The organism is Actinokineospora sp., assembly GCF_052390155.1.
GTDB lineage: Bacteria > Actinomycetota > Actinomycetes > Mycobacteriales > Pseudonocardiaceae > Actinokineospora.
Genome location: NZ_JBQTHF010000051.1, coordinates 64,042 through 88,355 on the forward strand (window position 1 = coordinate 64,042; position 24,314 = coordinate 88,355).

The 24,314-nt window shown below is 71.3% G+C and carries 28 protein-coding genes; 13 read left to right on the top strand and 15 right to left on the bottom strand.

Translation table 11 applies throughout. From position 1 onward, the window contains the following. Window positions 1-38 precede the first annotated feature (38 nt). From ACT4N7_RS17715 to ACT4N7_RS17760, 10 genes are all read left to right on the top strand, one after another. Complete coding sequence (locus tag ACT4N7_RS17715; protein WP_444829859.1) at window positions 39-1,037, top strand: Gfo/Idh/MocA family protein; 999 nt, start codon at window positions 39-41, stop codon at window positions 1,035-1,037. Beyond that, window positions 1,034-1,909, top strand: coding sequence for a TIM barrel protein (locus ACT4N7_RS17720; protein ID WP_444829860.1), 876 nt, complete (start codon window positions 1,034-1,036; stop codon window positions 1,907-1,909). The genes ACT4N7_RS17715 and ACT4N7_RS17720 overlap by 4 nt, the downstream gene beginning before the upstream one ends. A gap of 26 nt (window positions 1,910-1,935) precedes the next feature. Continuing rightward, window positions 1,936-2,943 (top strand): sugar ABC transporter substrate-binding protein, encoded by a 1,008-nt coding sequence (locus ACT4N7_RS17725; RefSeq protein ID WP_444829861.1) that lies wholly within the window; start codon window positions 1,936-1,938, stop codon window positions 2,941-2,943. 16 nt (window positions 2,944-2,959) lie between these two features. Then, window positions 2,960-4,003, top strand: a complete 1,044-nt coding sequence (locus tag ACT4N7_RS17730; protein WP_444829862.1) for an ABC transporter permease — start codon at window positions 2,960-2,962, stop codon at window positions 4,001-4,003. Next, window positions 4,000-4,779 carry an ATP-binding cassette domain-containing protein gene (locus ACT4N7_RS17735; protein WP_444829863.1) on the top strand — a complete coding sequence of 260 codons (780 nt, stop codon included), beginning with the start codon at window positions 4,000-4,002 and terminating at the stop codon, window positions 4,777-4,779. The genes ACT4N7_RS17730 and ACT4N7_RS17735 overlap by 4 nt, the downstream gene beginning before the upstream one ends. After that, window positions 4,776-5,705 carry a 5-dehydro-2-deoxygluconokinase gene (gene iolC, locus ACT4N7_RS17740; protein WP_444829864.1) on the top strand — a complete coding sequence of 310 codons (930 nt, stop codon included), beginning with the start codon at window positions 4,776-4,778 and terminating at the stop codon, window positions 5,703-5,705. Before ACT4N7_RS17735 ends, iolC begins: the two co-directional genes overlap by 4 nt. Next, window positions 5,702-6,592 carry a Cgl0159 family (beta/alpha)8-fold protein gene (locus tag ACT4N7_RS17745; RefSeq protein ID WP_444829865.1) on the top strand — a complete coding sequence of 297 codons (891 nt, stop codon included), beginning with the start codon at window positions 5,702-5,704 and terminating at the stop codon, window positions 6,590-6,592. Before iolC ends, ACT4N7_RS17745 begins: the two co-directional genes overlap by 4 nt. Beyond that, complete coding sequence (gene iolB, locus ACT4N7_RS17750; RefSeq protein ID WP_444829866.1) at window positions 6,589-7,485, top strand: 5-deoxy-glucuronate isomerase; 897 nt, start codon at window positions 6,589-6,591, stop codon at window positions 7,483-7,485. The genes ACT4N7_RS17745 and iolB overlap by 4 nt, the downstream gene beginning before the upstream one ends. Beyond that, the gene (gene iolD, locus ACT4N7_RS17755) at window positions 7,482-9,338 is read left to right on the top strand and encodes a 3D-(3,5/4)-trihydroxycyclohexane-1,2-dione acylhydrolase (decyclizing) (RefSeq protein ID WP_444829867.1); all 1,857 of its coding nucleotides are present in this window, start codon (window positions 7,482-7,484) and stop codon (window positions 9,336-9,338) included. The genes iolB and iolD overlap by 4 nt, the downstream gene beginning before the upstream one ends. A gap of 112 nt (window positions 9,339-9,450) precedes the next feature. Further along, the gene (locus ACT4N7_RS17760; protein WP_444829868.1) at window positions 9,451-9,726 is read left to right on the top strand and encodes a hypothetical protein; all 276 of its coding nucleotides are present in this window, start codon (window positions 9,451-9,453) and stop codon (window positions 9,724-9,726) included. 331 nt (window positions 9,727-10,057) lie between these two features. Here ACT4N7_RS17760 and ACT4N7_RS17765 read toward each other — a convergent pair whose 3' ends face one another. After that, window positions 10,058-10,240 carry a DUF3073 domain-containing protein gene (locus ACT4N7_RS17765; RefSeq protein WP_444829869.1) on the bottom strand — a complete coding sequence of 61 codons (183 nt, stop codon included), beginning with the start codon at window positions 10,238-10,240 and terminating at the stop codon, window positions 10,058-10,060. Between the two features lie 194 nt (window positions 10,241-10,434). On the opposite strand from ACT4N7_RS17765, the gene ACT4N7_RS17770 reads away from it, so the two are divergent. Continuing rightward, the gene (locus ACT4N7_RS17770; protein ID WP_444829870.1) at window positions 10,435-11,325 is read left to right on the top strand and encodes a hypothetical protein; all 891 of its coding nucleotides are present in this window, start codon (window positions 10,435-10,437) and stop codon (window positions 11,323-11,325) included. Window positions 11,326-11,353: 28 nt separating this feature from the next. Here ACT4N7_RS17770 and ACT4N7_RS17775 read toward each other — a convergent pair whose 3' ends face one another. The 5 genes from ACT4N7_RS17775 to ACT4N7_RS17795 all read right to left on the bottom strand — a co-directional run bounded on the left by ACT4N7_RS17775 (window position 11,354) and on the right by ACT4N7_RS17795 (window position 15,395). Beyond that, window positions 11,354-12,304: an asparaginase gene (locus tag ACT4N7_RS17775; protein WP_444829871.1), complete on the bottom strand. Its 951-nt coding sequence runs from the start codon at window positions 12,302-12,304 to the stop codon at window positions 11,354-11,356. Between the two features lie 8 nt (window positions 12,305-12,312). After that, window positions 12,313-12,891, bottom strand: coding sequence for an RsiG family protein (locus ACT4N7_RS17780; protein ID WP_444829872.1), 579 nt, complete (start codon window positions 12,889-12,891; stop codon window positions 12,313-12,315). A 55-nt stretch (window positions 12,892-12,946) separates the two neighbouring features. Continuing rightward, complete coding sequence (locus tag ACT4N7_RS17785; protein ID WP_444829873.1) at window positions 12,947-13,795, bottom strand: 3-keto-5-aminohexanoate cleavage protein; 849 nt, start codon at window positions 13,793-13,795, stop codon at window positions 12,947-12,949. Between the two features lie 107 nt (window positions 13,796-13,902). Further along, entirely contained in the window at window positions 13,903-15,018 is a 1,116-nt protein-coding gene (gene ygfZ, locus ACT4N7_RS17790) for a CAF17-like 4Fe-4S cluster assembly/insertion protein YgfZ (protein ID WP_444829874.1), read from the bottom strand. Then, entirely contained in the window at window positions 15,015-15,395 is a 381-nt protein-coding gene (locus tag ACT4N7_RS17795; RefSeq protein WP_444829912.1) for a Fur family transcriptional regulator, read from the bottom strand. The genes ygfZ and ACT4N7_RS17795 overlap by 4 nt, the downstream gene beginning before the upstream one ends. Before the next feature lie 107 nt (window positions 15,396-15,502). On the opposite strand from ACT4N7_RS17795, the gene ACT4N7_RS17800 reads away from it, so the two are divergent. Continuing rightward, window positions 15,503-16,348 (top strand): aminodeoxychorismate lyase, encoded by an 846-nt coding sequence (locus ACT4N7_RS17800; RefSeq protein WP_444829875.1) that lies wholly within the window; start codon window positions 15,503-15,505, stop codon window positions 16,346-16,348. On the opposite strand, the gene ACT4N7_RS17805 is transcribed toward ACT4N7_RS17800, so the two are convergent. The 9 genes from ACT4N7_RS17805 to ACT4N7_RS17845 all read right to left on the bottom strand — a co-directional run bounded on the left by ACT4N7_RS17805 (window position 16,327) and on the right by ACT4N7_RS17845 (window position 23,209). Continuing rightward, window positions 16,327-17,211 carry a biotin-dependent carboxyltransferase family protein gene (locus ACT4N7_RS17805; RefSeq protein WP_444829876.1) on the bottom strand — a complete coding sequence of 295 codons (885 nt, stop codon included), beginning with the start codon at window positions 17,209-17,211 and terminating at the stop codon, window positions 16,327-16,329. The two genes, ACT4N7_RS17800 and ACT4N7_RS17805, sit on opposite strands and share 22 nt — an antisense overlap. Further along, a complete protein-coding gene (locus ACT4N7_RS17810) occupies window positions 17,208-17,828 on the bottom strand; it encodes a 5-oxoprolinase subunit B family protein (protein WP_444829877.1) in 621 nt (206 codons plus the stop codon). Before ACT4N7_RS17810 ends, ACT4N7_RS17805 begins: the two co-directional genes overlap by 4 nt. A gap of 11 nt (window positions 17,829-17,839) precedes the next feature. Further along, window positions 17,840-18,469, bottom strand: coding sequence for an FABP family protein (locus tag ACT4N7_RS17815; protein ID WP_444829878.1), 630 nt, complete (start codon window positions 18,467-18,469; stop codon window positions 17,840-17,842). Window positions 18,470-18,719: 250 nt separating this feature from the next. Next, window positions 18,720-19,898: a Fic family protein gene (locus tag ACT4N7_RS17820; RefSeq protein WP_444829879.1), complete on the bottom strand. Its 1,179-nt coding sequence runs from the start codon at window positions 19,896-19,898 to the stop codon at window positions 18,720-18,722. Between the two features lie 120 nt (window positions 19,899-20,018). After that, complete coding sequence (locus ACT4N7_RS17825; RefSeq protein ID WP_444829880.1) at window positions 20,019-20,324, bottom strand: DUF1416 domain-containing protein; 306 nt, start codon at window positions 20,322-20,324, stop codon at window positions 20,019-20,021. A gap of 23 nt (window positions 20,325-20,347) precedes the next feature. Then, window positions 20,348-21,187 (bottom strand): sulfurtransferase, encoded by an 840-nt coding sequence (locus ACT4N7_RS17830; RefSeq protein ID WP_444829881.1) that lies wholly within the window; start codon window positions 21,185-21,187, stop codon window positions 20,348-20,350. Then, complete coding sequence (locus ACT4N7_RS17835) at window positions 21,184-21,630, bottom strand: DUF4395 domain-containing protein (protein ID WP_444829882.1); 447 nt, start codon at window positions 21,628-21,630, stop codon at window positions 21,184-21,186. Before ACT4N7_RS17835 ends, ACT4N7_RS17830 begins: the two co-directional genes overlap by 4 nt. Before the next feature lie 284 nt (window positions 21,631-21,914). Further along, complete coding sequence (locus ACT4N7_RS17840) at window positions 21,915-22,334, bottom strand: TlpA family protein disulfide reductase (protein ID WP_444829883.1); 420 nt, start codon at window positions 22,332-22,334, stop codon at window positions 21,915-21,917. Further along, window positions 22,331-23,209 (bottom strand): LmeA family phospholipid-binding protein, encoded by an 879-nt coding sequence (locus ACT4N7_RS17845; protein WP_444829884.1) that lies wholly within the window; start codon window positions 23,207-23,209, stop codon window positions 22,331-22,333. Before ACT4N7_RS17845 ends, ACT4N7_RS17840 begins: the two co-directional genes overlap by 4 nt. Window positions 23,210-23,564: 355 nt before the next feature. Here ACT4N7_RS17845 and ACT4N7_RS17850 point away from each other — a divergent pair, with 355 nt between their 5' ends. Next, window positions 23,565-24,302, top strand: a complete 738-nt coding sequence (locus tag ACT4N7_RS17850) for a winged helix-turn-helix transcriptional regulator (RefSeq protein WP_444829885.1) — start codon at window positions 23,565-23,567, stop codon at window positions 24,300-24,302. The last annotated feature ends 12 nt before the right edge of the window (window positions 24,303-24,314 follow it).

A 24,314-nucleotide genomic window follows, 5' to 3' on the forward strand; every position in this document is an offset into this window, starting at 1 on the left:
GCTCTAACTCTAACAGCCCGAATGGACGGAGAACCCGGATGCGGATCGGCGTCGCCGGGGTCGGGCGGATCGGGGCGATGCATGCCCGCACGCTCGGCTCGCTCGACCAGGTCGACCAGGTGCTGCTCTACGACCCGCTGCCCGGGCGCGCGGCGGCGGTGGCCCGCGAGTTGGGCGCGGCGCACGTCGACACGCTCGACGAGCTGCTCGCGGGGAGTGCGGGCGTCCTGCTGGCCACCCCGACCGACACCCACCCCGAGCTGCTGCGCCGCGCGGTCGGCGCTGGCGTGCCGACGCTGTGCGAGAAGCCGATCGCGCGCGAGGTCGCCGAGATGGCGGTGCTGGTCGCCGACGTCGAGGCGTCCGGCGTGCCCGTGCTGGTCGGCTTCCAGCGCCGGTTCGACCCGGCGATCGTGGAGCTGCACCGCCGGATCCGCGCGGGCGAGGTCGGCACGATCTACCAGGTCCGCGCCACCGGAAACGACGCCGAGCCGCCCGACTTCGGCTACCTGCCCAGCTCCGGCGGCATCTTCCGCGACCTGCTCATCCACGACCTCGACGCGGTCCCGTGGCTGGTCGGCGAGCCGGTGGTCCAGGTGTTCGCGTCCGGCTCGGTGCTGGTCGACCAGGCGTTCGCCGACGCCGACGACGTGGACAACGCCGTCGTGGTGCTGCGCTTCGCGGGCGGCGCGCACGCCCTGCTGACCGGCGGCAGGCACAACCCGCTCGGCTACGACCACCGCGTGGAGGTGCTGGGCAGCCGCGATTCGCTGGCCGCCGGGCTCGACCCGCGCACGCCGCTGACCTCGCTGGAACCGGACGGCAGCCGGGTCGGCCCGGACGCCCATCCCGGGTTCGTGGAACGGTTCCGTGCGGCCTACCGCAACGAGATGGTGGTGTTCACCGAGGTGGTCGCGGGGCGGGCCGACAACCCGTCGCCCGTGCGCGACAGCCTGGTGAGCCTGCGGCTCGCGGTGGCCTGCGACCAATCGCGGCGCACCGGGGCGCCCGTGTCGATGCTGGAGGTGGCCCGGTGAAGATCGCGGCGGCGCCGATCTCGTGGGGCGTGTGCGAGGTTCCCGGCTGGGGCCGCGTCCTGGACCCGGCGACGGTGTTGGCCGAGATGGCCGCGCTTGGCTTGCGTGCCACCGAACTCGGCCCGCCCGGTTACCTGTCGGACCACCCGCGCGCCCTGCTCGACGCGCACGGCTTGCGCCTGGTCGGCGGTTTCCTCGCGGTCGTGCTGCACGACCGTGCCCGCCGATTGTCCACTGTGGACGAAGCGGATCGGGTGGCGCGGGTGCTCGCCGAGGCCGGGGCCGAGGTGCTGGTGCTCGCCGCCGCCACCGGCCTCGACGGCTACGACGCGCGCCCGAGCCTCACCGACGACGAGTGGCGCACGCTGGTGTGCACGGCCGAGGTCGTGCGCGACACCGCCGCCCGGCACGGCCTGCGGACCGTGTTGCATCCGCACGTCGGCACGCACGTGGAGACCGCCGCCGAGGTCGAGCGGTTCGTCGCCGACGCCGATCTCGACCTGTGCCTGGACACCGGCCACCTGCTCATCGGCGGCGCCGACCCGGTGGCGCTGGCCGAGCGGTTCGCCGACCGGATCGGCCACGTGCACCTCAAGGACGTCCGCGCCGCGGTCGCCGCCCGGGTGCGCGCGGGCGAGATCGGCTACGCCGCCGCCGTCGGCCAGGGCATCTACGTCCCGCTCGGCGACGGCGACGTCGACATCGCCGCCCTGGTGGGCTTTCTGCGGCAGGCGGGCTACGCGGGCTGGTACGTCCTCGAACAGGACACGTGCCTGGTCGCGGGCGCGACCGACGACGCGCGACCCGCCCTGGACACCGCGCGTAGCCTGCGTCACCTCGACTCGATCATCAGCGGGCGCACCGCCCGGTGACCCACATCCCCTGCGGAGGAAAGACAATGCCGGCCAACCAGTCATCCCGCACCCGCCGCTTCGCGTTAGGTGCCATCGCCGCGAGTGCGGCGCTGGTGCTGGCCGCGTGCAGCGGGCCCGCGTCCGACACGCCGTCGAACTCGGGCAGCCAGGCCAACACCCCCTCGGGTGGCGGCAGTTCGCTGCGGATCGCGGTGATCACCCACGGCAGCGCGGGTGACGCGTTCTGGAACGTGGTCAAGAACGGCGCGAGCGACGCTGGCAAGCAGCTCGGCGTCACCGTCGACTACAACTCCGACGGCGACGCGGGCGCGCAGGCCAAGCTGATCGACAACGCGGTGTCGCAGAAGGTCAGCGGCCTGGTCGTGTCGATGTCCAACCCGGACGCGCTCAAGACCTCGATCGAGAACGCGATCAAGGCGGGCATCCCGGTGATCACCATCAACTCCGGCTCCGAGCAGAGCAAGGAGTTCGGCGCGCTCGCGCACGTGGGCCAGGAGGAGGCCATCGCGGGCGAGCAGGCCGGGGCGAAGCTCAAGCAGGCGGGCAAGACCAAGCTGCTCTGCGTCATCCACGAGGCGGGCAACATCGGCCTCACCCAGCGCTGTGACGGCGCCAAGCGCGGCTTCGGCGATGTGCAGACCCTCCAGGTGGACATCAACAACCCCACCGACATCGAGTCGCGGATCAAGGGCGCGCTGCAGGCCGACGCCTCGATCGACGCGGTGCTCTCGCTCAACCCGCAGGTCGCGGTGAACGCGGCGAGCGCGGCCAAGGGCGCGAACTCCAAGGCGCAGGTCGCCACCTTCGACCTCAACCCCGACGTGGTCACCGCGATCAAGGCCGGCGAGGTGCTGTTCGCGGTCGACCAGCAGCAGTACGAGCAGGGCTACCTGCCGATCGTGATGATCAAGCTGTACGTGGACAACGCCAACACCGTTGGTGGCGGCAGCCCCGTGCTCACCGGCCCCGGGTTCGTCGACAAGTCCAATGTGGACACCGTGGCCAAGTACGCCGAGCGCGGCACCCGCTGACCCGCCGGAGGACTCGATGACCTTGGCAGCCAAGGCGCCGCCCGACGAGCGGGTGTCCACACCGAACGTGTTCGACCGGCTCATCGTGCGTCCGGAGATCGGCGCCCTGCTCGGCGCGGTGCTGGTGTTCGTGTTCTTCTCGGTGGTCACCGAGCAGTTCCTCACTGTGGGTGGGGCGGCCACCTGGCTCGACGACGCGTCCACGCTGGGCATCATGGCGGTCGCGGTGGCGCTGCTGATGATCGGCGGGGAGTTCGACCTCTCCGCGGGCGTCATGACCGCGTCCACCGCGCTGGTCACCGCGATGCTGGCCACCAAGGCGGGCTGGAACGTCTGGGCCGCGCTGCTCGCCGCCCTGGTGTTCGCGCTGGCGGTCGGTGCGCTCAACGGCTGGCTCGTGGTCCGCACCGGGCTGCCGAGTTTCATCGTCACCCTCGGTACTTTCCTTGCCCTGCAAGGACTCAACCTGGGTGTCACGCGGCTGGTCACCGACACCGTGCAGGTGTCGGGGATGCGCGCCACCGACGGGTACGAGAGCGCCGGGTATCTGTTCGCGTCCACGATCCCGATCGCGGGCGTGGAGTTCCGGCTCTCGATCCTGTGGTGGGTGCTGTTCGCGGCGGTCGCCTCGTTCGTGCTGGTGCGCACCCGGTTCGGCAACTGGATCTTCGCGGTCGGCGGTTCGGCGGCCAGCGCCCGCGCGGTCGGGGTTCCGGTGCAGCGCACCAAGATCCTGCTGTTCATGACCACGGCGTTCGCTGGCTGGCTGGTCGGCTCGATCAACATCCTGCGGTTCGCCAGCGTGCAGGCGAACCAGGGGATCGGCCTGGAGTTCCAGTTCATCATCGCGGCGGTCATCGGCGGGTGCCTGCTCACCGGCGGCTTCGGTTCGGCCATCGGCGCCGCGATCGGTGCGCTGATCTTCGGCATGGCGCGCCAGGGCATCGTATACGCCCGCTGGGACAGCGACTGGTTTCAGTTGTTCCTCGGCGCGATGCTGTTGGCGGCCGTGCTGGTCAACAACACCCTGCGGCGACGCGCGGAAAGGGTTCGGCGATGAGTGCCCTGCTTGCGGTCAACGGGATCGGCAAGACCTACGGCAGCGTCATCGCGCTGCGCGATGTGTCCACTGTGGTCAATGCGGGCGAGGTCACCTGCGTGCTCGGCGACAACGGCGCGGGCAAGTCCACGCTGATCAAGATCCTCGCCGGGGTGCACCAGCACGACACGGGCGAGTTCCTGGTGGACGGCAGGCCGGTGAGCTTCGGCTCGCCGCGCGAGGCACTGGACCGGGGAATCGCCACGGTGTACCAGGATCTCGCGGTGGTGCCGCTGATGAGCGTGTGGCGCAACTTCTTCCTGGGCTCCGAGCCCACCTTCGGGTGGGGGCCGGTGCGGATGCTCGACCGGCGCAAGGGCAGGCAGGTCACCCGGGACGCGCTCGCCGAGATGGGCATCGACCTGCGCGACGTGGAGCAGCCGGTGGGCACGTTGTCCGGCGGTGAGCGGCAGTGCGTGGCGATCGCGCGGGCTGTCCACTTCGGAGCGAAGGTGCTGATCCTGGACGAGCCGACGGCCGCGTTGGGCGTCAAGCAGGCCGGGGTGGTGCTCAAGTACGTCGCGCAGGCCCGCGATCGCGGGCTCGGCGTCGTGCTGATCACGCACAACCCGCACCACGCCTACCCGGTGGGCGACCGGTTCTTGCTGCTCAAACGCGGTGCCCCGCTGGGGAACTACGAGAAGTCCGAGATCGCCCTCGACGAGTTGACCAGGCAGATGGCGGGCGGCGCCGAACTGGAGACACTGGCCCACGAGTTGCGCGGGGTCGCCACTTGACGCCCGACATTCTCACTGTCGGCCGGGTGGGTGTCGATCTCTACCCGGAGCAGTCGGGCGTGCCGCTGGCGCGGGTGCGCACGTTCGCCAAGTCGCTCGGCGGCACCGCGACCAATGTCGCGGTCGCCGCCGCGCGGCTCGGCCGGGCCAGCGCGGTGCTCACCAAAGTGGGCCTCGACCCGTTCGGCGACTACGTGCGCTCGGCGTTGACCGAGTTCGGCGTGTCGGCCGAATTCGTTGGTACAGCGCCGAATCTGCTGACCCCGGTGGTGTTCTGCGCGCTCGACCCGCCCGCCGACCCGCCGCTGCTGTTCTACCGGCTGCCGATCGCGCCGGACCTCACGCTGTCCGAGCCCGACGTGCCGTGGGACGTGGTCCGCGACGTGCCGCTGCTGTGGGTCACCGGGACCGGTGTGTCCGCCGAACCGGCCCGCGCCACCCAGCGCAAGATGCTGGAACACCGGGCCCGCGCGGCGCATACCGTGCTTGATCTGGACTACCGGCCGATGTTCTGGCCGGACGTCGAGACCGCGCGGCGCGAGATCGGGTGGCTACTCGACCACGTCACCGTGGCTGTCGGCAACCGCGCGGAGGTCGAGGTCGCGGTCGGCACCGCCGACCCGGACGAGGCCGCGAAGCGGCTGCTGGCGCGCGGATTGTCGTTGGTGGTGGTGAAGAAGGGCGCCGACGGCGTGCTCGTGGCCACCCCGGACGGCTCGTGGACCGTGCCGCCGCACCGGATCGACGTGGTCTGCGGACTCGGCGCGGGCGACGCGTTCGGCGGCGCGCTGGCGCACGGCCTGCTCGCGGGCTGGGACCCGGCGCGGCTCGGCGCGTACGCCAACGCGGCGGGCGCGCTCGTCGCGGGTCGGCTGGCCTGCGCGGACGCGATGCCCGGTCCGGCCGAGATCGAGGAGTTGCTGTGATCACCGACGCCCAGTGGCGAGACCTGTTGCGCACCAGGGCGACCGACCCTGCCGCGATCCGCGATGCCTACCGGTCCCGCCGCGGACGGGCCGGGCTGCTGTCCGCGCACGACACGCTGTTCCTGGTCGCGGCCGACCACCCGGCGCGCGGCGCGCTCGCGATCGGCGACGACCCGATGGCCATGGTCAACCGGCGTTCCCTGCTCGACCGACTGCTTGTGGCGCTGGCGAATCCGGCGGTGGACGGACTGCTCGCCACGCCGGATGTGGTCGAGGAACTGCTGCTGCTCGACGCCCTGCACGGCAAGGTCGTCATCGGGTCGATGAACCGGGGCGGCCTCGCGGGCGCCGACTGGGAGATCGACGATCGGTTCACCGCCTACAACGCACAGTCCATTGTGGACAACGGGCTGGACGGCGGGAAGATGCTGCTGCGCCTGGTCGACGCCGACACCGGGACCGCGTCGACGCTGGAGTCCTGCGCGCGGGCGGTGTCCGACCTGGCGGCCCGCGGAGTCGTGGCGATGGTCGAACCCCTGCCGTACCAGCGCATCGGCGGCTCGCTGGCGTTGCAGACCGACGCGCCCGCGCTCGCCAGGGCGGTCGGTGTGGCCGCCGGACTCGGCGCCACCTCCGCGCACACCTGGCTCAAGCTGCCCGCCGTTCCGCACGAGGTGCTGGACGGCACCACGCTCCCGGTGGTGATCCTCGGCGGCGCGCCGACCGGCCGACCGGCCGAGGACCTGGCGTCCTGGCGCCGTGCGCTGACCCACCCCGTCGTACGCGGCCTGGTCGTGGGCCGGTCGCTGCTCTACCCGCCGGACGGCGATGTCGCGGGCGCCGTCACGGCGGCCGCCGAGCTGCTGCGCACCGGAGTTCCGGCATGAGCCTGCACCGTCCACACGGGACACTCGCCGACGGCGTCGACCCGATCCGGCTCACCCCCGAAGCGGCCGGGTGGGCGTATACGGGACTTCGAGTACTGCGCTTGGCGCCCGGCGAGCGGCGGACCGTGGCCACGGGCGAGTTCGAGGCGTTCGTGCTGCCGCTCGCGGGCGGCTGCGCGATCGAGGTCGACGGTGAGCGGTTCGAGTTGACCGGGCGCGACTCGGTGTTCAGCCGGGTAACCGATTTCGCTTATGTACCGCGCGATGCCGATGTGACACTGTCCAGTGTGGATGGTTGCGAGATCGCCCTCCCGATGGCCCGGTGTACGCGTCGGCTCGCGCCGAGGTACGGGCCTGCCGAGGCCGTGCCCGTCGAGGTGCGCGGAGCGGGCAACGCCACCCGGCAGGTGACCAACTTCGGCGTGCCCGGCGTGTGGGACCACGCCGACAAGCTCAACGCCTGTGAGCTGATCACCCCGGACGGCAACTGGTCGTCCTACCCGCCGCACAAGCACGACGAGGCGACCGAGTGCGAGGTGGTCAACGAGGAGGTCTACTACTTCCGCATCGCGGGCCGCGACGGCGTCACGCACTCCCGCGCGGGCTTCGGTCTGCACCGCACCTACACCGCCGACGGAACCATCGACGAAGACGTGGCCGTCCGCGATGGCGATGTTTTCCTTATCCCACGCGGATTCCACGGCCCGTGCGTGGCCGCCCCCGGCTACCCGATGTACTACCTGAACGTCCTGGCGGGCCCCGCCGCCGACCGCTCGATGGCCTTCTGCGACGACCCCGCGCACTCGTGGATCCGCGACACCTGGGCACACACCCCGACCGACCCGCGCTGCCCGGTCACCGACGCGCGCGGCCGAGTGAGGGAGACCCGGTGAGACTGACCACCGCGCAGGCGCTCGTCCGGTGGCTGCTCGCCCAGCGCACCGAACTGCTCGACGGCACCGAGGCGCCGCTGTTCCCCGGTGTGTTCGCCATCTTCGGCCACGGCAACGTGCTCGGCCTCGGCGTCGCGCTGGAGGAGCGGCGCGCGGAGATCCCGGTGTGGCGCGGGCACAACGAGCAGGGCATGGCGCTCGCCGCCATCGGGTTGGCCAAGGCGACGCACCGTCGACAGGTAGGCATCGCGACCTCGTCCATCGGGCCCGGCGCGCTGAACATGGTCACCGCGGCAGGCGTCGCGCACGCCAACCGGCTGCCACTGCTGCTGCTGCCCGGCGACACGTTCGTCAGCCGCGCGCCCGATCCCGTGCTCCAGCAGGTCGAGCATTTCGGTGACGCGACGGCCACGGTGAACGACGCGTTCCGCGCGGTCAGCCGGTACTTCGACCGGATCACCCGGCCCGAGCAGATCATCGCCACGCTGCCGCAGGTCGCCCGCGTGCTCACCGACCCCGCCGACTGCGGGCCGGTGACCCTGGCCCTGCCCCAGGACGTGCAGGGCGAGGTCTTCGATTTCCCCGACGCCCTGTTCGCGCCGGTAGTACACCGGCCGCGCCGCGCCCGCCCCGACCGGCGCGCGCTGGCCGACGCGGCAGACGCCGTGCGCGGGTCGGCCCGGCCGCTGCTCGTGCTCGGCGGCGGCGTCCGCTACTCCGGGGCGGCGGGCACCGCGCGGGAGTTCGCCGAGGCGTGCGGCATCCCGATCACCGAGACCACCGCCGGGCGCACCCTGATTCGGCACGACCACCCGCTCTACGCGGGCCCGCTCGGCGTCACCGGGTCGGCGTCGGCCAACACGCTGGCGGGCGCCGCCGACCTCGTGCTCGCCGTCGGCACCCGGCTACAGGACTTCACCACCGCGTCCTGGTCGGTGTTCGCCCCGGACGTGCGGATGGTCAGCGTCAACGCCGCGGCCTTCGACGCGGTCAAGCACGGTGCGCTCGCCGTGGTCGCCGACGCCGACGAGACCCTGCGCGAACTCGGCGACCTGCTCGCAGGCTGGCGCGCGCCAGAGCCGTGGGCCGCCAGGGCGGCGATCGAACGGTCCACATGGGACAGTCGCATCGACATACTGCGTGCCCCGGGGGTCGGATTGCCGACATACGCTCAGGTCGTCGGGGTGGTCAATGACCACAGTGGACCCGATGACTACGTCGTCACCGCGGCGGGCGGCCTGCCGGGCGAGCTGATCGGCGGCTGGCGCGGGTCCGGCGAGGTGAGCATGGACGTCGAGTACGGCTTCTCCTGCATGGGCTACGAACTGGCCGGTGCCTGGGGCGCGGCCATCGCGCGCGACCGGGGCGTGGTCACCACCCTGCTCGGCGACGGCTCCTACCTGATGCTCAACTCCGAGCTGTTCTCCGCCGCGTTCGCCGGGCACGGTTTCGTCGCCGTGGTCTGCGACAACGACGGCTACGCGGTCATCGACCGGCTCCAGCGCGGCCAGGGCGGCGCGGGCTTCAACAACCTCTACGCCGACTGCGCCACCACGCACGCCGACCCGCCGCGCGTCGACTTCGCCGCGCACGCCGCCGCCCTGGGCTGCGCGGTGTTCGGTGTGGACACCCTCGGCGAACTCGCCGACGCCTACCGCAAGGCGCGCGAGGTGGCGGTCGGGGAGCGCAGGCCTGCCGTCGTGGTCATCCGCACCCACCCGTCCGCGTGGACCGAGGCGGGCGCCTGGTGGGAGGTCGGCGTACCCGAGGCGGCGCACCGACCGGAGATCACCGCCGCCCGCCGCGACCTCGATCAGGCCCGCGCCCGGCAAGTGAGGCACCTCTCGTCCTGACCGCGACGAGGTTGAAGAGGCAGAGGCCGAGGCCAAGCCCGCGACGCGCGCCGGCAAGACCACCGCCGCGTAAGGCATGCTAACCGGGTTGACCCACAAAGGATGGAGCACCGTGCCGCCCGAGCACAAGACATTTCACGGTCGTCGCCATCCGACCGGCACCAACGGCGGAACTCCGTACACGATCTACGACGTCGCCGATGGCTGCACCGTCACGCTGTTCGATGACGGGCGGGTGAGAATGACCATGAAACCGGACGCCGACTGGGCGGTCGAGGTCAAGGAGACCGACGCCCGGTTCCCGGGCGCGAAGATGCTCGAACTCAAGCCCAAGGCGTCCAAGACGCCAACGACAAGGCCCACTTCGGCGGGCTTCGTCAGAGAATGATCAGTCTGCTGACACCCGCACTGGCGCTGAGGTCGTCCGTACGGCGTTCGCGTTTTCGCGCGTGACATCACCGACGCCCGCCAGGCCGAGCGGATCCTGGCCGACGGCTCGGCCGACCTGGTGCTGCTCGCCAGGGAGCTGCTGCGCGACCCGTACTGGCCGTTGCACGCGGCAGCCACCCTCGGTGTCGACGTGACCCCGCCCGACCAGTACGCGCGCGCGTTCTGAGCCGCACCGTGCAGGCCACCCGAGCGAACTCGGGTGGCCTGCACGGCGTTACGGAGGGGGTGCGGCGTTGTGGGTCCGACGCCGGTCGGCGACGGACCCCGGTTCATCGCCGATAGTCGTCGTACTCGTCCTCGGACGAGTCGTCGCTGCGGTCAGCGTTGTCGTGACCGCCGTCAGTGCCGCTCGACAGCTCGCGCTGCAAAGCGTCGAAGTCCGTGTGGTGTGAGCTGTACTTGAGCTCCCGGGCCACCTTCGTCTGCTTGGCCTTAGCTCGGCCGCGCCCCATGGCTCGACCCCCTCGCACAGTGACGGGGCGGCCGGGGGAACGGCGGCCCCGTAGATGTCGACAGTTGATTCCTGCTAACTACCGTACCGTGCCGACGGGGTTTGATGCGACGCGGCACGGTGTGCGGAACCGGACAGCGCGCCGAATGATCGCCCGGGCGCCGCGGCCGCCCCGGTCCGTGAAACGATGAGTGGGTGCCTCGACCGTTCGTCGCCTACCTGCGGGTGTACGAACCGTTGTCCGCGTTCCCTTCGCCCCTGCACGACCGGCTGCGCGCCGTGATCGAAGACGGTCATCTGGACCGCACCGAGGTCGGCATCCGCGAGCGCACGGTGTGGCTCAAGTCACAGCTCTCCGTGCCGCCGTCCACCCTGCCGGGCGAGCTGCCCGACGGGCGACCGTCCGCCAGCGCGATCCGCGACATCCTCGTGCTCGACCCGGCCGAAGTACCCACCGACCAGGCGACCGTGGGCCCCGGCCCACTCGTCTGCCCGCTCGACCTGCGCGCCCGCTCGGCGGCGGCCCTGGTCGGCTTCCTCGCCACCTCGACGCCCACCCTGCGCACGGCCGCGCTGACCGTGTCCCCCGAGACCCTGCGCCAGAAGGCGACCAGCGTCCTGGGCGAACTGGCGAGCGGGGCCGTGCACGTCGTGTCCACCACCTGGACCGTCCCGCTGCCGTGGTTCGCCTTGTTCGACCCGACCCAGCGGCACGTCGTGATCGCACCCCAGGACGACCCGCTGCGCCAGGTCTTCTGGCGCGCCTCGATGGGCGACGCCCGCCGGCGCGTCGAGCGTGCCCACACCCTGGCCCACAAGACCTTCGGCGAGGCGGGGCCGACCAAGGTGCTGCTGGACACCAGCCGGTGGCTCGCGAACTTCCACGAAGGCTCCGCCGTCGAACTCGACTACGGCGGCCTGGTCCAACTCCTGCACGACGAGGAGATGGTCGAGGACACCTCCGCGGAGGACGTGAACGCGATCCTGGACGCCATCGAGCGGTCCGACGCGGCCGCCGTCGCCGCCCGGTTCAGCCGGTTGCGCGATTTCTGGGGCGACCTGGCGATCCGCGAACGCTTCAACTAGTGGTCGCAACCACTAGTGGTCGTGACCACTAATCGAGGTCGTCGAGCAGGCCTGCGCGCAGGCGGGCGGCGCCGACCGGCACACCGCCGCCCAGGACGTCCCGCTCGGCCTTCTCCGCCAGTTCGGGCGCGTCGTAGCCCAGCGCGCGCAGCACGCCCACTAGGATCGGGGTCCGTGGCCGCGGCGCGCCGTCGTCGATCTTCATGGTCACCGCGGTGCCGTCCGGCAGGACCATCGCGTGCACGCCCTCGGCGCCGCCCTTGACCAGCAGGCCGGGGATGACCTGCATCAGCTCGGTGTCGTCGCGGTCCGTGCCGCCGACCAGGTGCGGGTGGGCGCGCATCGCGTCGGCGACGCGGCGGCCGTGGGTGCCGGGGTCGGCCCTCACCAGGCGGGTGTAGCCGGTGGCCAGGCCGCTCAGCGTCAGGGCGAACAGCGGGGCGCCGCAGCCGTCGACACCGATGGTGGCGATGTCCTCGCCGGTCATCTCGGTGACGATCTCGGCGATCGCGAGCTGCGCCGGGTGCTCCGGGTCGAGGTAGGTGCGCACGTCCCAGCCGAGCTGGACGCTGGTGGCGAGCATCGCGGCGTGCTTGCCCGAGCAGTTCATCGCCGCCGCGCGCTTGCCGCCGCCGCCCGCGATGACCCGGTTGCGGCTGACCTCGTTCATCGGCCAGTCCGGCGGGCAGCCCAGGTCGGACTCGGCCAGCCCGTTCTTGCCGAGGATGCCGAGCACCTGCTCCACATGCTCCGCCTCACCACTGTGCGACGCGCAGCCGACGGCCAAGTCGGCGTCGTCGGGCAGGTCGAGGCCCGCGCGCAGCAGGCCGAGGCCCTGCAACGGCTTGTTGCACGATCGGGTGAACACCGGCTCGTTGATCTCGCCCAGGGCAAGGCGAACCGTCCCGTCCGGCGCGAGCACGACCACCGAGCCGCGGTGTACGGACTCCACGAATCCTGAGCGGAGGACTTCGACCAAGACCGGGTTCAGCGTGTCTCCCCCTCGGTGTACTTGGCGCTCTCGGCGGCCAACAGGTCGTCCACCGACGCGCTGCCCGCGCGGTAGCGGCTGCCGATCTGCTCGTTGAGCAGGTCCATCACCTGCTGCACCTGGCGGCGGCGCTGCGAAACCGACGACTCCTCGGACTGGTAGGTGTGCAGCGCCAGCGCCAGCCGCTCGTCGGGCAGGGCGCCGACGTCGGACAGGTCGGCGTCGGAGACCAGGGCCTCGACGTGCCTGCGGTGCGCCTCGGCCCGCGAGGGCTCCAGGCTCTGGTAGCGGCCGGAGCCCATGGCGGGCCCCACCGCGTTGTCGGCGAGGATCGAGGCGAGCTGGTCGACCACCGACTGGGAGCCGCCCGTGGCCCGGCGCTTCTGCTCGGCGCGCACGATGTCGATCCGCCCGTGCAGCAGTCTGCGCAGGTAGGACAGGTCGGTCTCCTCCTGCGCGGCGTCGTCGCGGCGCGCGCGGACCTCGACCAGGTCGAGCTGGTCCAGGTTTTCGACGTAGTCCGGCGCCAGCACCCGGTCGATGCGCCTGCGCCCACCCGGGCGGACTTCGATCACGCGCACATCCTCCGATAAATACCGATCGATCGCCATATCTTGCCGCTGCGGACGCTCAGCTCGTCACCCCAAGGAGTACCCGCGCTTCGTCCGACCCAATCGGCGGCCGCTGCGCGATTCTGGCCAGACCGGACGCCCGCGCCACGAGTTGGGCATTGTCCTTGACCCGCTCGCCGCGGGCGTAGGAGACGGTGTCCTCCATCCCCACGCGCACGTGCCCGCCCGCGGACAGCGCGGCCAGCAGCACCGGCAGCGAGGTGCGGCCGACGCCGGTCGCGGAGAACGTGGCGCCGTCCGGGATGAGCCGCAGCGCCGCGGCCAGGGTCTCGGTGTCGCCCGGCATCCCGCCCGGCACCCCCATCACCAGGTCGACGTGCACGTGTCCGCCCGCGGGCAGTCCGTGCTGGTCGAGCAGCCGGTGCAGGGTGGTGAGCTGGCCGAGGTCGAAGATCTCGTACTCCGGCAGGATGCCCCGCTCGCGCATCCGGTTGTGCAGCTCGACGATGAACTCCCACCGGTTGAGGAACACGTCGTCGCCGAAGTTCACCGTCCCCATCGAGCACGACGCCGAGTCGGGCAGGGCGTCCAGCACGCGCAGCCGGTGTTCTTCGGGATCGGTCACCGCGCCCCCGGTGGACAACTGGACGATCAGCCTCGTCTGCTCGCGGACCGCCGCCACCGTGTCCTTGAGCCGCTGGAGGTCGAGGGAGGGCTTGGCGTCGTCGTCGCGGATGTGGATGTGGATCATCGCCGCGCCGACCCGCTCGCAGTCCCGCGCGGTCGCCACCAACTCGTCGATGGTGACCGGCAGGTTGGGCACGTCGGCTTTGGTGTGCTCGGCCCCGGTGGGCGCGACCGTGATCAACGTGCCGTGCGCGCCGGGACGGGGAGTGGACGGTGCCATGGCGCGATCCTGGCACACCCCCTGGCCAGTTGTGGATTGCGCTTCGCCTAAGCCCCGACGTCACCGACGATGACTTCGAGGCCGCACTCGACGAGGACTGAGGTCGGTCAACCCCGCAGACCCTGGGCGGCGGCGCGGCCGAGGGCTGGGGTGTCGGCGGGCACCGAGTCCGGGTCGATCGACGCCTGCGCACCGGCCTCGCCCTCGCCCGCGACCAGGTCCGTCCCCGGCTCGACCGACCGCTTGAGCAGCGCCAACGCGATCGGCCCCAGCTCGTGGTGTTGGGCGACGGTGCCGACCCGGCCGACCGTCCGCTCACCCGCGAACACGGGCGCGCCCGTCTCGGGCAGGGCGTCGGCCGAGCCGTCGAGGTGCAGCAGCAGCATCCGGCGGGGCGGCCTGCCGACGTTGTGCACCTTCGAGACGGTCTCCTGGCCGCGGTAGCAGCCCTTGGCGACGTGCGCGGCCACGTGCACCCAGTTGACCTCGTGCGGGATGGCCTTCTCGTCGGTGTCGACGCCAAGGCGGGCGTGGGTCGACTCGACGCGCAGGGCCTCGAAGCCCCAGCTTCCCATCGGGCGGGCGCCCGCGTCGGTCAGCCTGGTCCACCACGCGGTCAGCTCGGCGCGCGGCACCAGCAGGTCGGCCGCGTCGTGGCCCGGCCACGGCATCCGGCGCACGATCACGCCCGAGCCGACAGCCACCGCGTAGTCGCCCGCCGGGACCGGCAGGCCGACAGCGCCCAGCAGGTCCGGCGTCTCCGGCCCGACGAGCGACAGCACCGCGCGCTCCGCGGTGGCGTCCCGGGGCTCCACTTTGGACCAGAAGACCATCTGCGCCAGGTACTCCAGCAGCGGCACCTGCCCGCCGCGGACCCCTGTGGCGACGGCGCCGCGCTCCGTGTCGAGCCAGACCGTGTCCTCGGCGTGCGCGAGCACCATGTGCGCGTCGATCCGGCCGTGGCTGTCGAGCACCAGCGCCTCGGTGCCCGTGCCATCGGCGAGACCGGTGACGTGCTGGGAGATCACCAGGTGCAGCCAGGTCAGCCGGTCCTCGCCGGGCACAGCGACGACCTCCCGGTGCGAGCGGTCGACCACCGCGACCTTGCGCGCGGCGGCCCGCTGCTCGGCGAACGGGTCGCCGAAGTGCCAGGGCACACCGGTGTCCACCGACTCGTCGGGCCGGGCGATGGCGCCGGGCAGATCGAGGATCGGTGACCTCACGTGTTCTCCTCTGAGCAGCTCTTGCAGGTTCCTGACAGGGCGAGGTGGCTCGCGTCCAGTACGAACCCGTGCGCGGCCCGCAGTGTTCCGCACAGCTCGTCCATCACCGACCTCGGCGACTCGTCGACGTGGCCGCAGCGGTGGCACACCAGGTGGACGTGCTGGTGCTCGTGCACCGAATAGGTGGGCGCGCCGTGGCCGAGGTGGGTGTGCCGGACCAGGTCGAGGCTCTCCAGCAGTTCCAGCGTGCGGTAGATCGTGGTGATGTTGACCGTGGGCGTGGTCTGCTGCACGTGCTGGCAGACCCGCTCCGGCGTCGCGTGTTCGAGTTCGAGCAGCGCGTCGAGCACGAGCTGGCGCTGCGGGGTCATGCGCATGCCGCGCTCGTGCAGCGTCTGGCGCAGCTCGGCGCGGCGCCGGGTTATCGGGTGGGCGGTCTCCACCCGGCCGATGGTAGGCCCTGCCCAGGCGTAAGGTGCGGATCATGCGCGTGCTGGCGATGTTGGACGGAACCCTCGCCGACGCCGACGCCCCCCAGATCCGGGTCGACGACCTCGGACTCCTGCGCGGCGACGGCGTGTTCGAGACAGTGCTGGTGGTCGACGGCCGACCCCGCGAACTAGGTCCGCACCTGGACCGGCTGGCCCGCTCGGCGGCCATGCTCGACCTCCCGCCGCCCGACCGGGCCGCCTGGGAGCGGGTGGGCCAGGTCGTGATCGACGCCTGGAACGAGCCTGGTGAGATGGCGCTCAAGCTGGTCTACACCCGCGGCCCGGAATTCGGCGACGGCAGCCCGACCGGGTACGCGATTGGCCTGCGGCTCAGCGAGAAGGCGTTGCGCAACCGGGTGTCCGGCGTCGCGGCGGTGACCCTCGACCGCGGGTTCGACCCGGAGGTCGTCGAGCGCGCGCCGTGGCTGCTGCTCGGCGCCAAGACGCTGTCCTACGCGGTCAACATGGCCGGTCTGCGGCACGCGGAGGCGCGCGGCGCGGACGAGGTCATCTTCATCGCCGCCGACGGCTCGGTGCTGGAGGGGCCGACGTCCAACGTGCTGATCGTCAACGGCCGCACCCTGCGCACGACGCCGCCCGCCAGCGGGATCCTGCCGGGCACCACGCAGGCCGCGCTGTATCGCGCCGCCGAGCGGGCGGGCTGGTCGACCAAGATCGAGCCGATCTACCGGGCCGAGCTGGCCGAGGCCGACGCGCTGTTCCTGGCGTCGAGCGTCCGCAAGATCACCCGGGTGCGGGAACTCGACGGCGTGGTGCTGCCGGACGCGGGCATCGTGCAGGCCGAGCTGAACGCCCTCTACGAGTCCGAGTACGCCTGAACCTTCGCCCGCAGCCGCACCTTCGTGCCGGGGCGGGCCTGGGCCAGCTCGGACAGGTACCGAACCGGGACGACGCCGATCACCGGGTAGCCGCCCGTGGTCGGGTGGTCGGCCAGGAAGATCACCGGCCGACCACTCGCGGGCACCTGCACGGCCCCGGTGACCACGCCCTCGCTGGTCAGCTCGCGTCCGGCGAACTCGGCCGCGCGGGCCAGCGGCGCGCCGAGCAGCCGCAGCCCGATCCGGTTGCTCTCCGGCGACACCGACCACACCGCCGCCGCGAGCTGGGCGGCCGGATCGGTGAACCAGTCCTCGCGCGGGCCGAGCAGCACCGGCACGGTCACCTGGTCGGCCGGACTGGGCGGCGGCACCGTGTCCTCGCCGACCGGCGGGCCGAGCGGGCTGCCCAGCGGCAGCACGTCGCCCGCGCGCAGCGGCGCCGGGCCGATGCCGGAGAGCACGTCGGTGGACCGCGAGCCGAGCTGTGGGGGCACGGCCAAGCCGCCGGACACGGCCAGGTAGCAGCGCAACCCCGCGCTCGGCGAGCCCAGCGCCACCACCTCGCCCGCCCGCAGGTGCAGCGGCGTGTGCGAGCCCACGTCGCGCCCGTCGACCGTGACGGGGACGCTCGGGCCGGTCACCGCGACCGTGCACGACGCCGCCGCGCGCAGCCGTAGCCCGCCCAGCACCGCCTCGATGCCCGCCGCGTCCTCCCGGTTGCCCGCGAGCCGGTTCGCCAGCCGCAGCGACGGCACGTCCAGCGCGCCGGACGGCGGCACGCCGAGGTGCGCGTGGCCGGGCCTGCCGAGGTCTTGGATCAGCGCCAACGGCCCTGTCGCGAGCACGGTGAGCACGCGCGTCACGAGATCACCTCGAAGCGCACCCGGTCGCCCGGCGCCAGCAGGGCGGCGGGTTCGCGGGCGGGGTCGAACAGCGCCTCGGCGGCGTCGGCCAGCCGGGCCACCAGCCGCCAGCCGCCGGGGGAGGCGCGCGGGTAGATCCCGGTGAACTCGCCCGCGACGCCGATCGCGCCGACCGGCACCCGCGCGCGGGGCGTGTCCAGGCGCGGCTGACACAGCGGCTCGGGCAGGCCGGTCAGGTAGGCGAAGCCGGGCGCGAAACCGCAGAACGCGACGGCGTAGTCGGCCCCGGCGTGCAGCGCGATCGCCGCGGCGCGGCTCAGCCCGGCCGTGTCCGCCACCAGATCGAGATCGGGCCCGTCGTACACCGCGGGCAGCACGACCTCGCGGGACGCGACCGCGGGCGGCGTCGCAAGATCGGCCTGTTCGAGCACGTCGCGCAGCAGCCGGGCACCGGACGAGCCGGGTAGGAAGGTGGCCAGGACGGTCCGCGCGGCGGGCACCAGATCGACCAGGCCGGGCAGCTCGGCCGCCGCCAGCGCGGCCCGCGCCGCGGCCACGGCGGTCAGGGAGTCCAGCTCGACCAGGACCGCGTCCGCGCCGCACCGCCGCAGCCGCATCGGGCCCGGCTTCAGCCGACCACGCGACGCAGGTACGCCGAGGTGTGCGGTTGCAGCTCCTGGCCCATCATCGCGCGCTCCTCGACGTAGGCGAGGTCGATGTTGTTGACCAGCCCGTACAGCCGCCGCGCCGCGTTGACCTCCTTGGCGCTGGCCGTGCGGGTCACGATGTCGGTGTCCAGCTCCCACGAGGTCACCCCGCGCGGGGCGCCGTAGTAGATCTCCGTGACACCCGTCGCGTGCGCGAGCAGCACCTCGATCGTGTCGTCTTCCTTGGGCCGCCACCAGCCGACCTCGCGCGCGGCCGGTCGGATCACGGTGCCGTCGTCGTCGAGCAGCCACGCGCGCGACTCGTAGTACAGGAACGGGCGGCCGTCGTGGGCGAACGTGATCTGCTGGCCGAACTTGAACGGGCCGTCGATGGTCGGGTAGACGACCTCGCCCTCACCGCGCCACACACCGACGAGCGGCAACAGGGCCAGGCACGCGTCGTGCAGGTTGGGGCCCTCGCGCAGGTTCGCCGTGTCGGCCGGGATCGGCAGGTCGTCGAACTGCGGCAGATTGCGGTGGGCGGTCGCGGCCGCCCGCTCGGCGGCGGCCTGGATCGCCGCGTCACCGCTGCCGGGGACTGGTGGCGTCATCAGCGCTGGTCGGCGTACAGGCGGTAGACCACGTAACCGGCGAACCAGGTGGTTGCCAGGCCCATGATCACCAGCAGTGAGGTGAAGAAGATTTCCACGGGGTGGAGGATAGCCGCACAGCCCGCACCGACTCGACGACAGTTGCGGTAGCGGCCTGCGATCTGGCTGCTCAGGCACCGGACTGGTGCGACGTGACCCGCCCCGGTCGACGGCACTCGCTGCCGGGTCCGCCCAGGGTCGTCCCGCCAGGTTAGAGCAGTCGTACCCCGGCACGGCTGCTTCGTCGTTTTCTCGGTTGGTTGCGGTATGGATTGACCAAAGCCTGCCTGCCGGCCCGTACCCGATTCATTATTGTCTTGAGTTCAGTGCCGGCAACGTACCTGCGACCCTTTGTCTCGCCAACGGGGACCAGGAGTTCGCTGGCGACCAACATTCGTAGGTCGCGGGCGGCGGTGCCTGGCTCCAGTTCGGCGTCGAGTGCGTAGTGGGATCGCGTCACAGTCAATCCGATCAGCGCGTCGTACAGTGCGGCGGCGGCTCTCTCCGGCAGTTTTCTCGCGGAGAGAATCTCGTCCAGTTCGGCCCAGATTCGCCCGGCTTCATCGACGCGCCGCAGCACGGTTTGCGCTTGGATGTGATGGGCCGTCAGGTTGAATCGGACCCATTTCGCAGTACTGCGGTCAGGGCGCCAGGAACCGCCGCCGACCTTGGCGAGGACATCGTAGTATGCGTTGGTGTGGCGCCCCAGCCATTCTTCGATGCTGCTGAACTCGGGCGTGAGGATACGTTCTCGGGCCATGATCAGGGTTTGCAAGGCGCGGGCCATGCGCCCGTTTCCATCCCGGAACGGATGAATCATCACCAGATTCAAGTGGCCGAGGGCCGCGCGCACGTAAACTGGCAGCTCGGTCGGTGTCGTTAGCGAAACGGCCAGTTCGGCCATCAAGCCGGGAACCAGTTCCGGATCCGGGCCCTCGTAGACGATCTCACGTTCTTCCTCATTGTGCACGAATATCGAACTGGACCGGTATCGTCCCGGACTCTTGCTGAGATCGTGACCCAGCATCATGAAATGCAGGCTGCGCAGCAATGACTGATCGAGGGTCGCGCCCGGGTCATCAGCGAGTTGTTGGACGTAGGTCATGGCGTTTCGATAGCCGATGATCTCAAGTGACGTTCGACGGTCGGCTTCGAGCGGCTCCTCGTCTTCGACGATGGCGACCGCGTCGTCGAGTGACACGTCGTAACCCTCAATGCTGTTGGAGCCCCGGATCGCCCTTGCCTTGAGGTTTCTGCGGAGCCGCCCGGTCCATCGGCGCGGCTCGCGCAAGTTGTAGCGGAGGCGCTGCCTGAAGTCGTCGATCTCGCTGATCACTCGGTGGTCGTCGTCGGCCAGCGGCGGCGGTGCAAACAGCATGAAAAGCAGCATCGATGTTGACGAATCATTTGTCAAACTTGACCGGATGAATCGATCATCTCGCCACGAGTCGGAGCCCGGGAGGGTTGTGCTCTCCCGGGCTCCGGTCCTGCTCGACGTGTGGATGTCCTGCTAGCCGACGGTTACGGCAACCTCGTGTAGGCCGGGGGCATCGGCTGTTACTTTGGCTTCGCCGTTGCCGGTGCGGTGCAGGGCACGCACGGTCCATTCGCCGGGGGCGGCGAAGAACCGGAAGTCGCCCGCGTCCGACGAGACGACTTCCGCGGTGAACTCGCCGGTGGCGTCCAGCAGGCGGACGTAGGCGCCGCCGATGGGTTCACCGCCGCTGGTCACCTTGCCGTTGAGCACGATCTCCTTGCCCGCGTCGACATTGGCGGGCAGTGCCGCGTTCTGGTCGGGGGCTCCGCATCCACTCATGTGTCCGTACCTCTTCTCGTTGGTCAGCTCTGTGCGCCGACTTCGACCGGCACGCCGACCAGCGAGCCGTACTCGGTCCAGGAACCGTCGTAGTTCTTCACGTCCGCGTAGCCGAGCAGCTCGTGCAGGGCGAACCAGGTGTGCGACGAGCGCTCGCCGATGCGGCAGTAGGCGATGGTCGACTTCGCCTCGTCGAGACCGGCGTCCTGGTAGAGCTCGCGCAGTTCGTCGTCGGAGCGGAAGGTGCCGTCCTCGTTGGCCGCCTTGCTCCACGGCACGTTGATCGCGGTCGGGATGTGGCCCTTGACCTGTGCCTGCTCCTGCGGCAGGTGCGCGGGAGCGGCGAGCTTGCCGGAGAACTCGTCCGGGGAGCGGACGTCGACCAGGTTCTTCGTGTTGATGGCTTGCACGGCCTCCTCGCGGAACGCGCGCAGCGAGAGGTCCTGGTCCTTGGCGCTGTAGCTGGTCTCCGGGCGGCTCACGGCCTCGGCGTCGAGCGGGCGGCCGTCGAGTTCCCATTTCTTGCGGCCGCCGTCGAGCAGTTTGACGTTCTGGTGGCCGTAGAGCTTGAAGTACCAGTACGCGTACGCGGCGAACCAGTTGTTGTTGCCGCCGTACAGGATTACCGCGTCGTCGGTGCCGATGCCGCGGGCCGAGAGGAGTTTCTCGAAGCCCGCGCGGTCGACGAAGTCGCGGCGCACCGGGTCCTGCAGGTCCTGCTTCCAGTCGATCTTCACCGCGCCGGGGATGTGGCCGGTGTCGTAGGCGCTGGCGTCCTCATCGACCTCGACGAACACCACCCCGGGTGCTTCGAGGTTCTCCTCGGCCCACGCGGCAGTAACCAGCACGTCTTCGCGGCTCATCGGGCGGTTCCCACTTTCCTACTGGTGATGGACAGGCGGTTGATCAGCAGATACGCCTCGCAGCCGAGGCAGAACCCGAACGCGGCGTTCAGGAACGCGGCGGCCAGGGCGAACGCCGTCGCGACGAGGCCGAGCGTGGTCAGATCGGTGGCGAAGGCGACCGCGCCGAGGACGGCGAAGCCGAATCCGACTGCCTGGGCGAAGCGCAACGGCGCGGCGTCCTCGCGCTCGTCGGTCGGCCTCAGCCGCGGCGCGACGAGGGTGCGGTAGAGCACGGTGTACGGGGAGAAGCGCAGGCCGGCGAACGCACCGACGGCGAACACGACAGCCTGGGCGGCGAGCAGTGGCCACCAGCCGGTCAGCAGCACCGCCACCAGGACGGCGGTGGTGAGCCAAGCTGCGAACCGGGGACCGCGGGGGTCGACGGCCGGTCCTGCGGACATGTGGCCTCCTGACCTGTACAGGGATGGGGTCCGGCTGGGGGCGGTGCGGGGAGGCGCGAGCGCGCGACTCGGGGTGCGGCTGGAAATGCCGCGCTACCGCCCGGTCAGATCGAGGCCCGACACAGGCTGCTGTCGACGCGGCAGAAGTCCACCGCGCGGCGCCTGGTCAGGTAGCTGGTCACGGGATCGAGAGTACCGCCAGATCCCTGGAGCTGAGAGAGTTGTCCACCCAGTGAGACGGCGTCCGGCGCGGTTGCGCGCCGGGAATGCGCAGGTAGACCGACTCAGGCGGGCAGGTGCGGGCGGAGCGCGGTCAACAGGGTTTCGCGGTTCGGGACGCCGCCGACCCGCAGCACCTCGACACCCCGGCCGTCCACCGCGAGCGTCGTCGGCGTGCGCAGGACCGCCAGCTCCTTGGCCAGCTCCGGCTGGTCGGTGAGATCGATGTCGGCGTGGGCCAAGCCGTCCGTCCGACCGGCGAGGTCGCTCAGCACGACCCTGGCGTGCCTGCACGGCGCGCAGAACGTGGTCGAGAGTTGCACCAGGGTGATCGCGGCGTCCGGGTCGAGCACCCGGCGCACGTCTTCGGGAACCACGGTGACCTCCGCGCGACGCGTGCGGACTCGACCGTCGCGGGCGCGCAGCGCGACCCCCGCCACCGCTGCCACCAGCAGCGTGACGAGCGCCACGAGCGCACCGGTCACCGACCCAGCACCAGGTCTGTCGCCTTGCCCTTGACCATGAGCAGGCCGGGTTCGACGGTCACCGCGGTCGGCGTGACCTTGAACGGCAGCGTCCCCGGGTCGAGGGTGATCGCGAACAGCGGCAGCACCTTCGCCTGCAGGGCGGCGGGCAGCGCCGCGCTGGTCGCCCCGTTGCGCAGCTCCAGCCGCTTCGGCGAGACCACGATCTTGCCCTCGACCAGGGAGATGATGGAGAACACGCACAGCTCGGTCGACTGGCCCGCGATGTCGGCGGTGCCGCACAGCCGGACCCCGGCGGTGCTGCCCTCCTGGTCGGCGATCTCGTCCTCCTGCTCGGTCTCGGCACCCTCGGCGGGCGCCGTGGCCACGGTCTTCTCGCTGGCCGGGTCGACGGTGAGGTTGGTGAGCGCGGACACGACCTCGTTCTCGTTGCGCTGGATCGCCCGGTTCACGTCGGCGGCCTTGACCCGGACCTGGCCCTCGACCTCGCGCACCGGCACCCCGGTCAGCGAGCCGGACACCAGGTCGGACAGCGGCGCCCGCACCCCGCGCAGGTCGGCGTGCACATCGACGTCGCGCAGCGTGTCCCGCACCGGCACACCCTTGGCGTCCACCGTGACCAGGTCGTACTCGCCGGAGAACGCCTGCACCAGGAACGAGAAGCCGCCGACCTTGACCGACGGGTGGTCGCGCAGGTCGAACTGGGCCTGCGCGCGCTTGGACACCTCGTGTTCGAACACCGCCGCCGCCCCGAAATCGGCCGCGACCAGCAGGCCGAGCAGTACGACGAGGGTGATGACGAGGCGCCGCACCGTCTTGGAGCGCCGCCGCCGTGGCGCGGCCTGCGGCCTGCCGGAGTTCGTCACCGTGGTCATCCCGCCACCCGTTCTCTGCTGGACCATCGTGCCAGTCACCCAGGGTACGCAGGACCCCCGACGACCGAATGATGGGACGCTCAGCGGGGTAACACCGCATTCACAATGGATTCCCGACGAGTCCGGCGGCGGCCTTGATCGGCAGGTCCGAGCGGGATTTACCCGGTCGTAACACGACCCGCCTGACCTGCGCGCCATCGCCGAACTGGACGCGCATCCGTGTGACGCGAACGTCACGACCAGGACATTTGTCGAGACGGGCGGTTATTCTGTTTACCACGCAAATCGAAACCCCGCTTGGGGCCCGCACCTCACCGTCGCGGAGCGGAATTACGCAAGAGAGAGGCGGACTCGGATGAGCCTCGACCTGCTGTTGCTGACCGCCGACCCGGAGCCCGGTTCCGTCGTCCCGTCCCTGATGCTGTTGCCCCACGCGGTGCGCACCCAGGCTCCCGAGGTCACCGCCCTGCTGGACGCGGGTTCCCGCGACGCCGTCATTGTCGACGCCCGCACCGACCTGGCCGCGGCGAAGAGCCTCTGCAGGCTGCTGACCAGCGGCGGCGATAGCTGCCCGGTGCTCGCCGTGGTGAACGAGGGCGGTCTCGTAGCGATCAACTCCGACTGGCGCATCGATGAGATCCTGCTGCCCACCGCGGGCCCGGCCGAGGTCGACGCCCGGCTGCGGCTGCTCACCTCGCGCGGCCCTGCCGGTGCCGCCGCCGACGGGGCGCTGCGCCTCGGTGAGCTGGTCATCGACGACGCCACCTACATGGCGCGGCTGCGCGGGCGCCCGCTCGACCTCACCTACAAGGAGTTCGAGCTGCTCAAGTACCTCGCGCACCACGCAGGCCGGGTGTTCACCCGGGCGCAGTTGCTGCAGGAGGTCTGGGGCTACGACTTCTTCGGCGGCACCCGCACGGTCGACGTGCACGTCCGGCGGCTGCGCGCGAAGCTCGGCCCCGAGCACGAGCAGTTGATCGGCACCGTGCGCAACGTCGGCTACAAGTTCGTGCAGCCGCCCAAGGCGGGCGCCCGCCGCGAGGCCGAGGCCGTCCAGGAACCCGACCTGACCTACACCGTCGACGCCAGGTAAGTACCGTCGGCC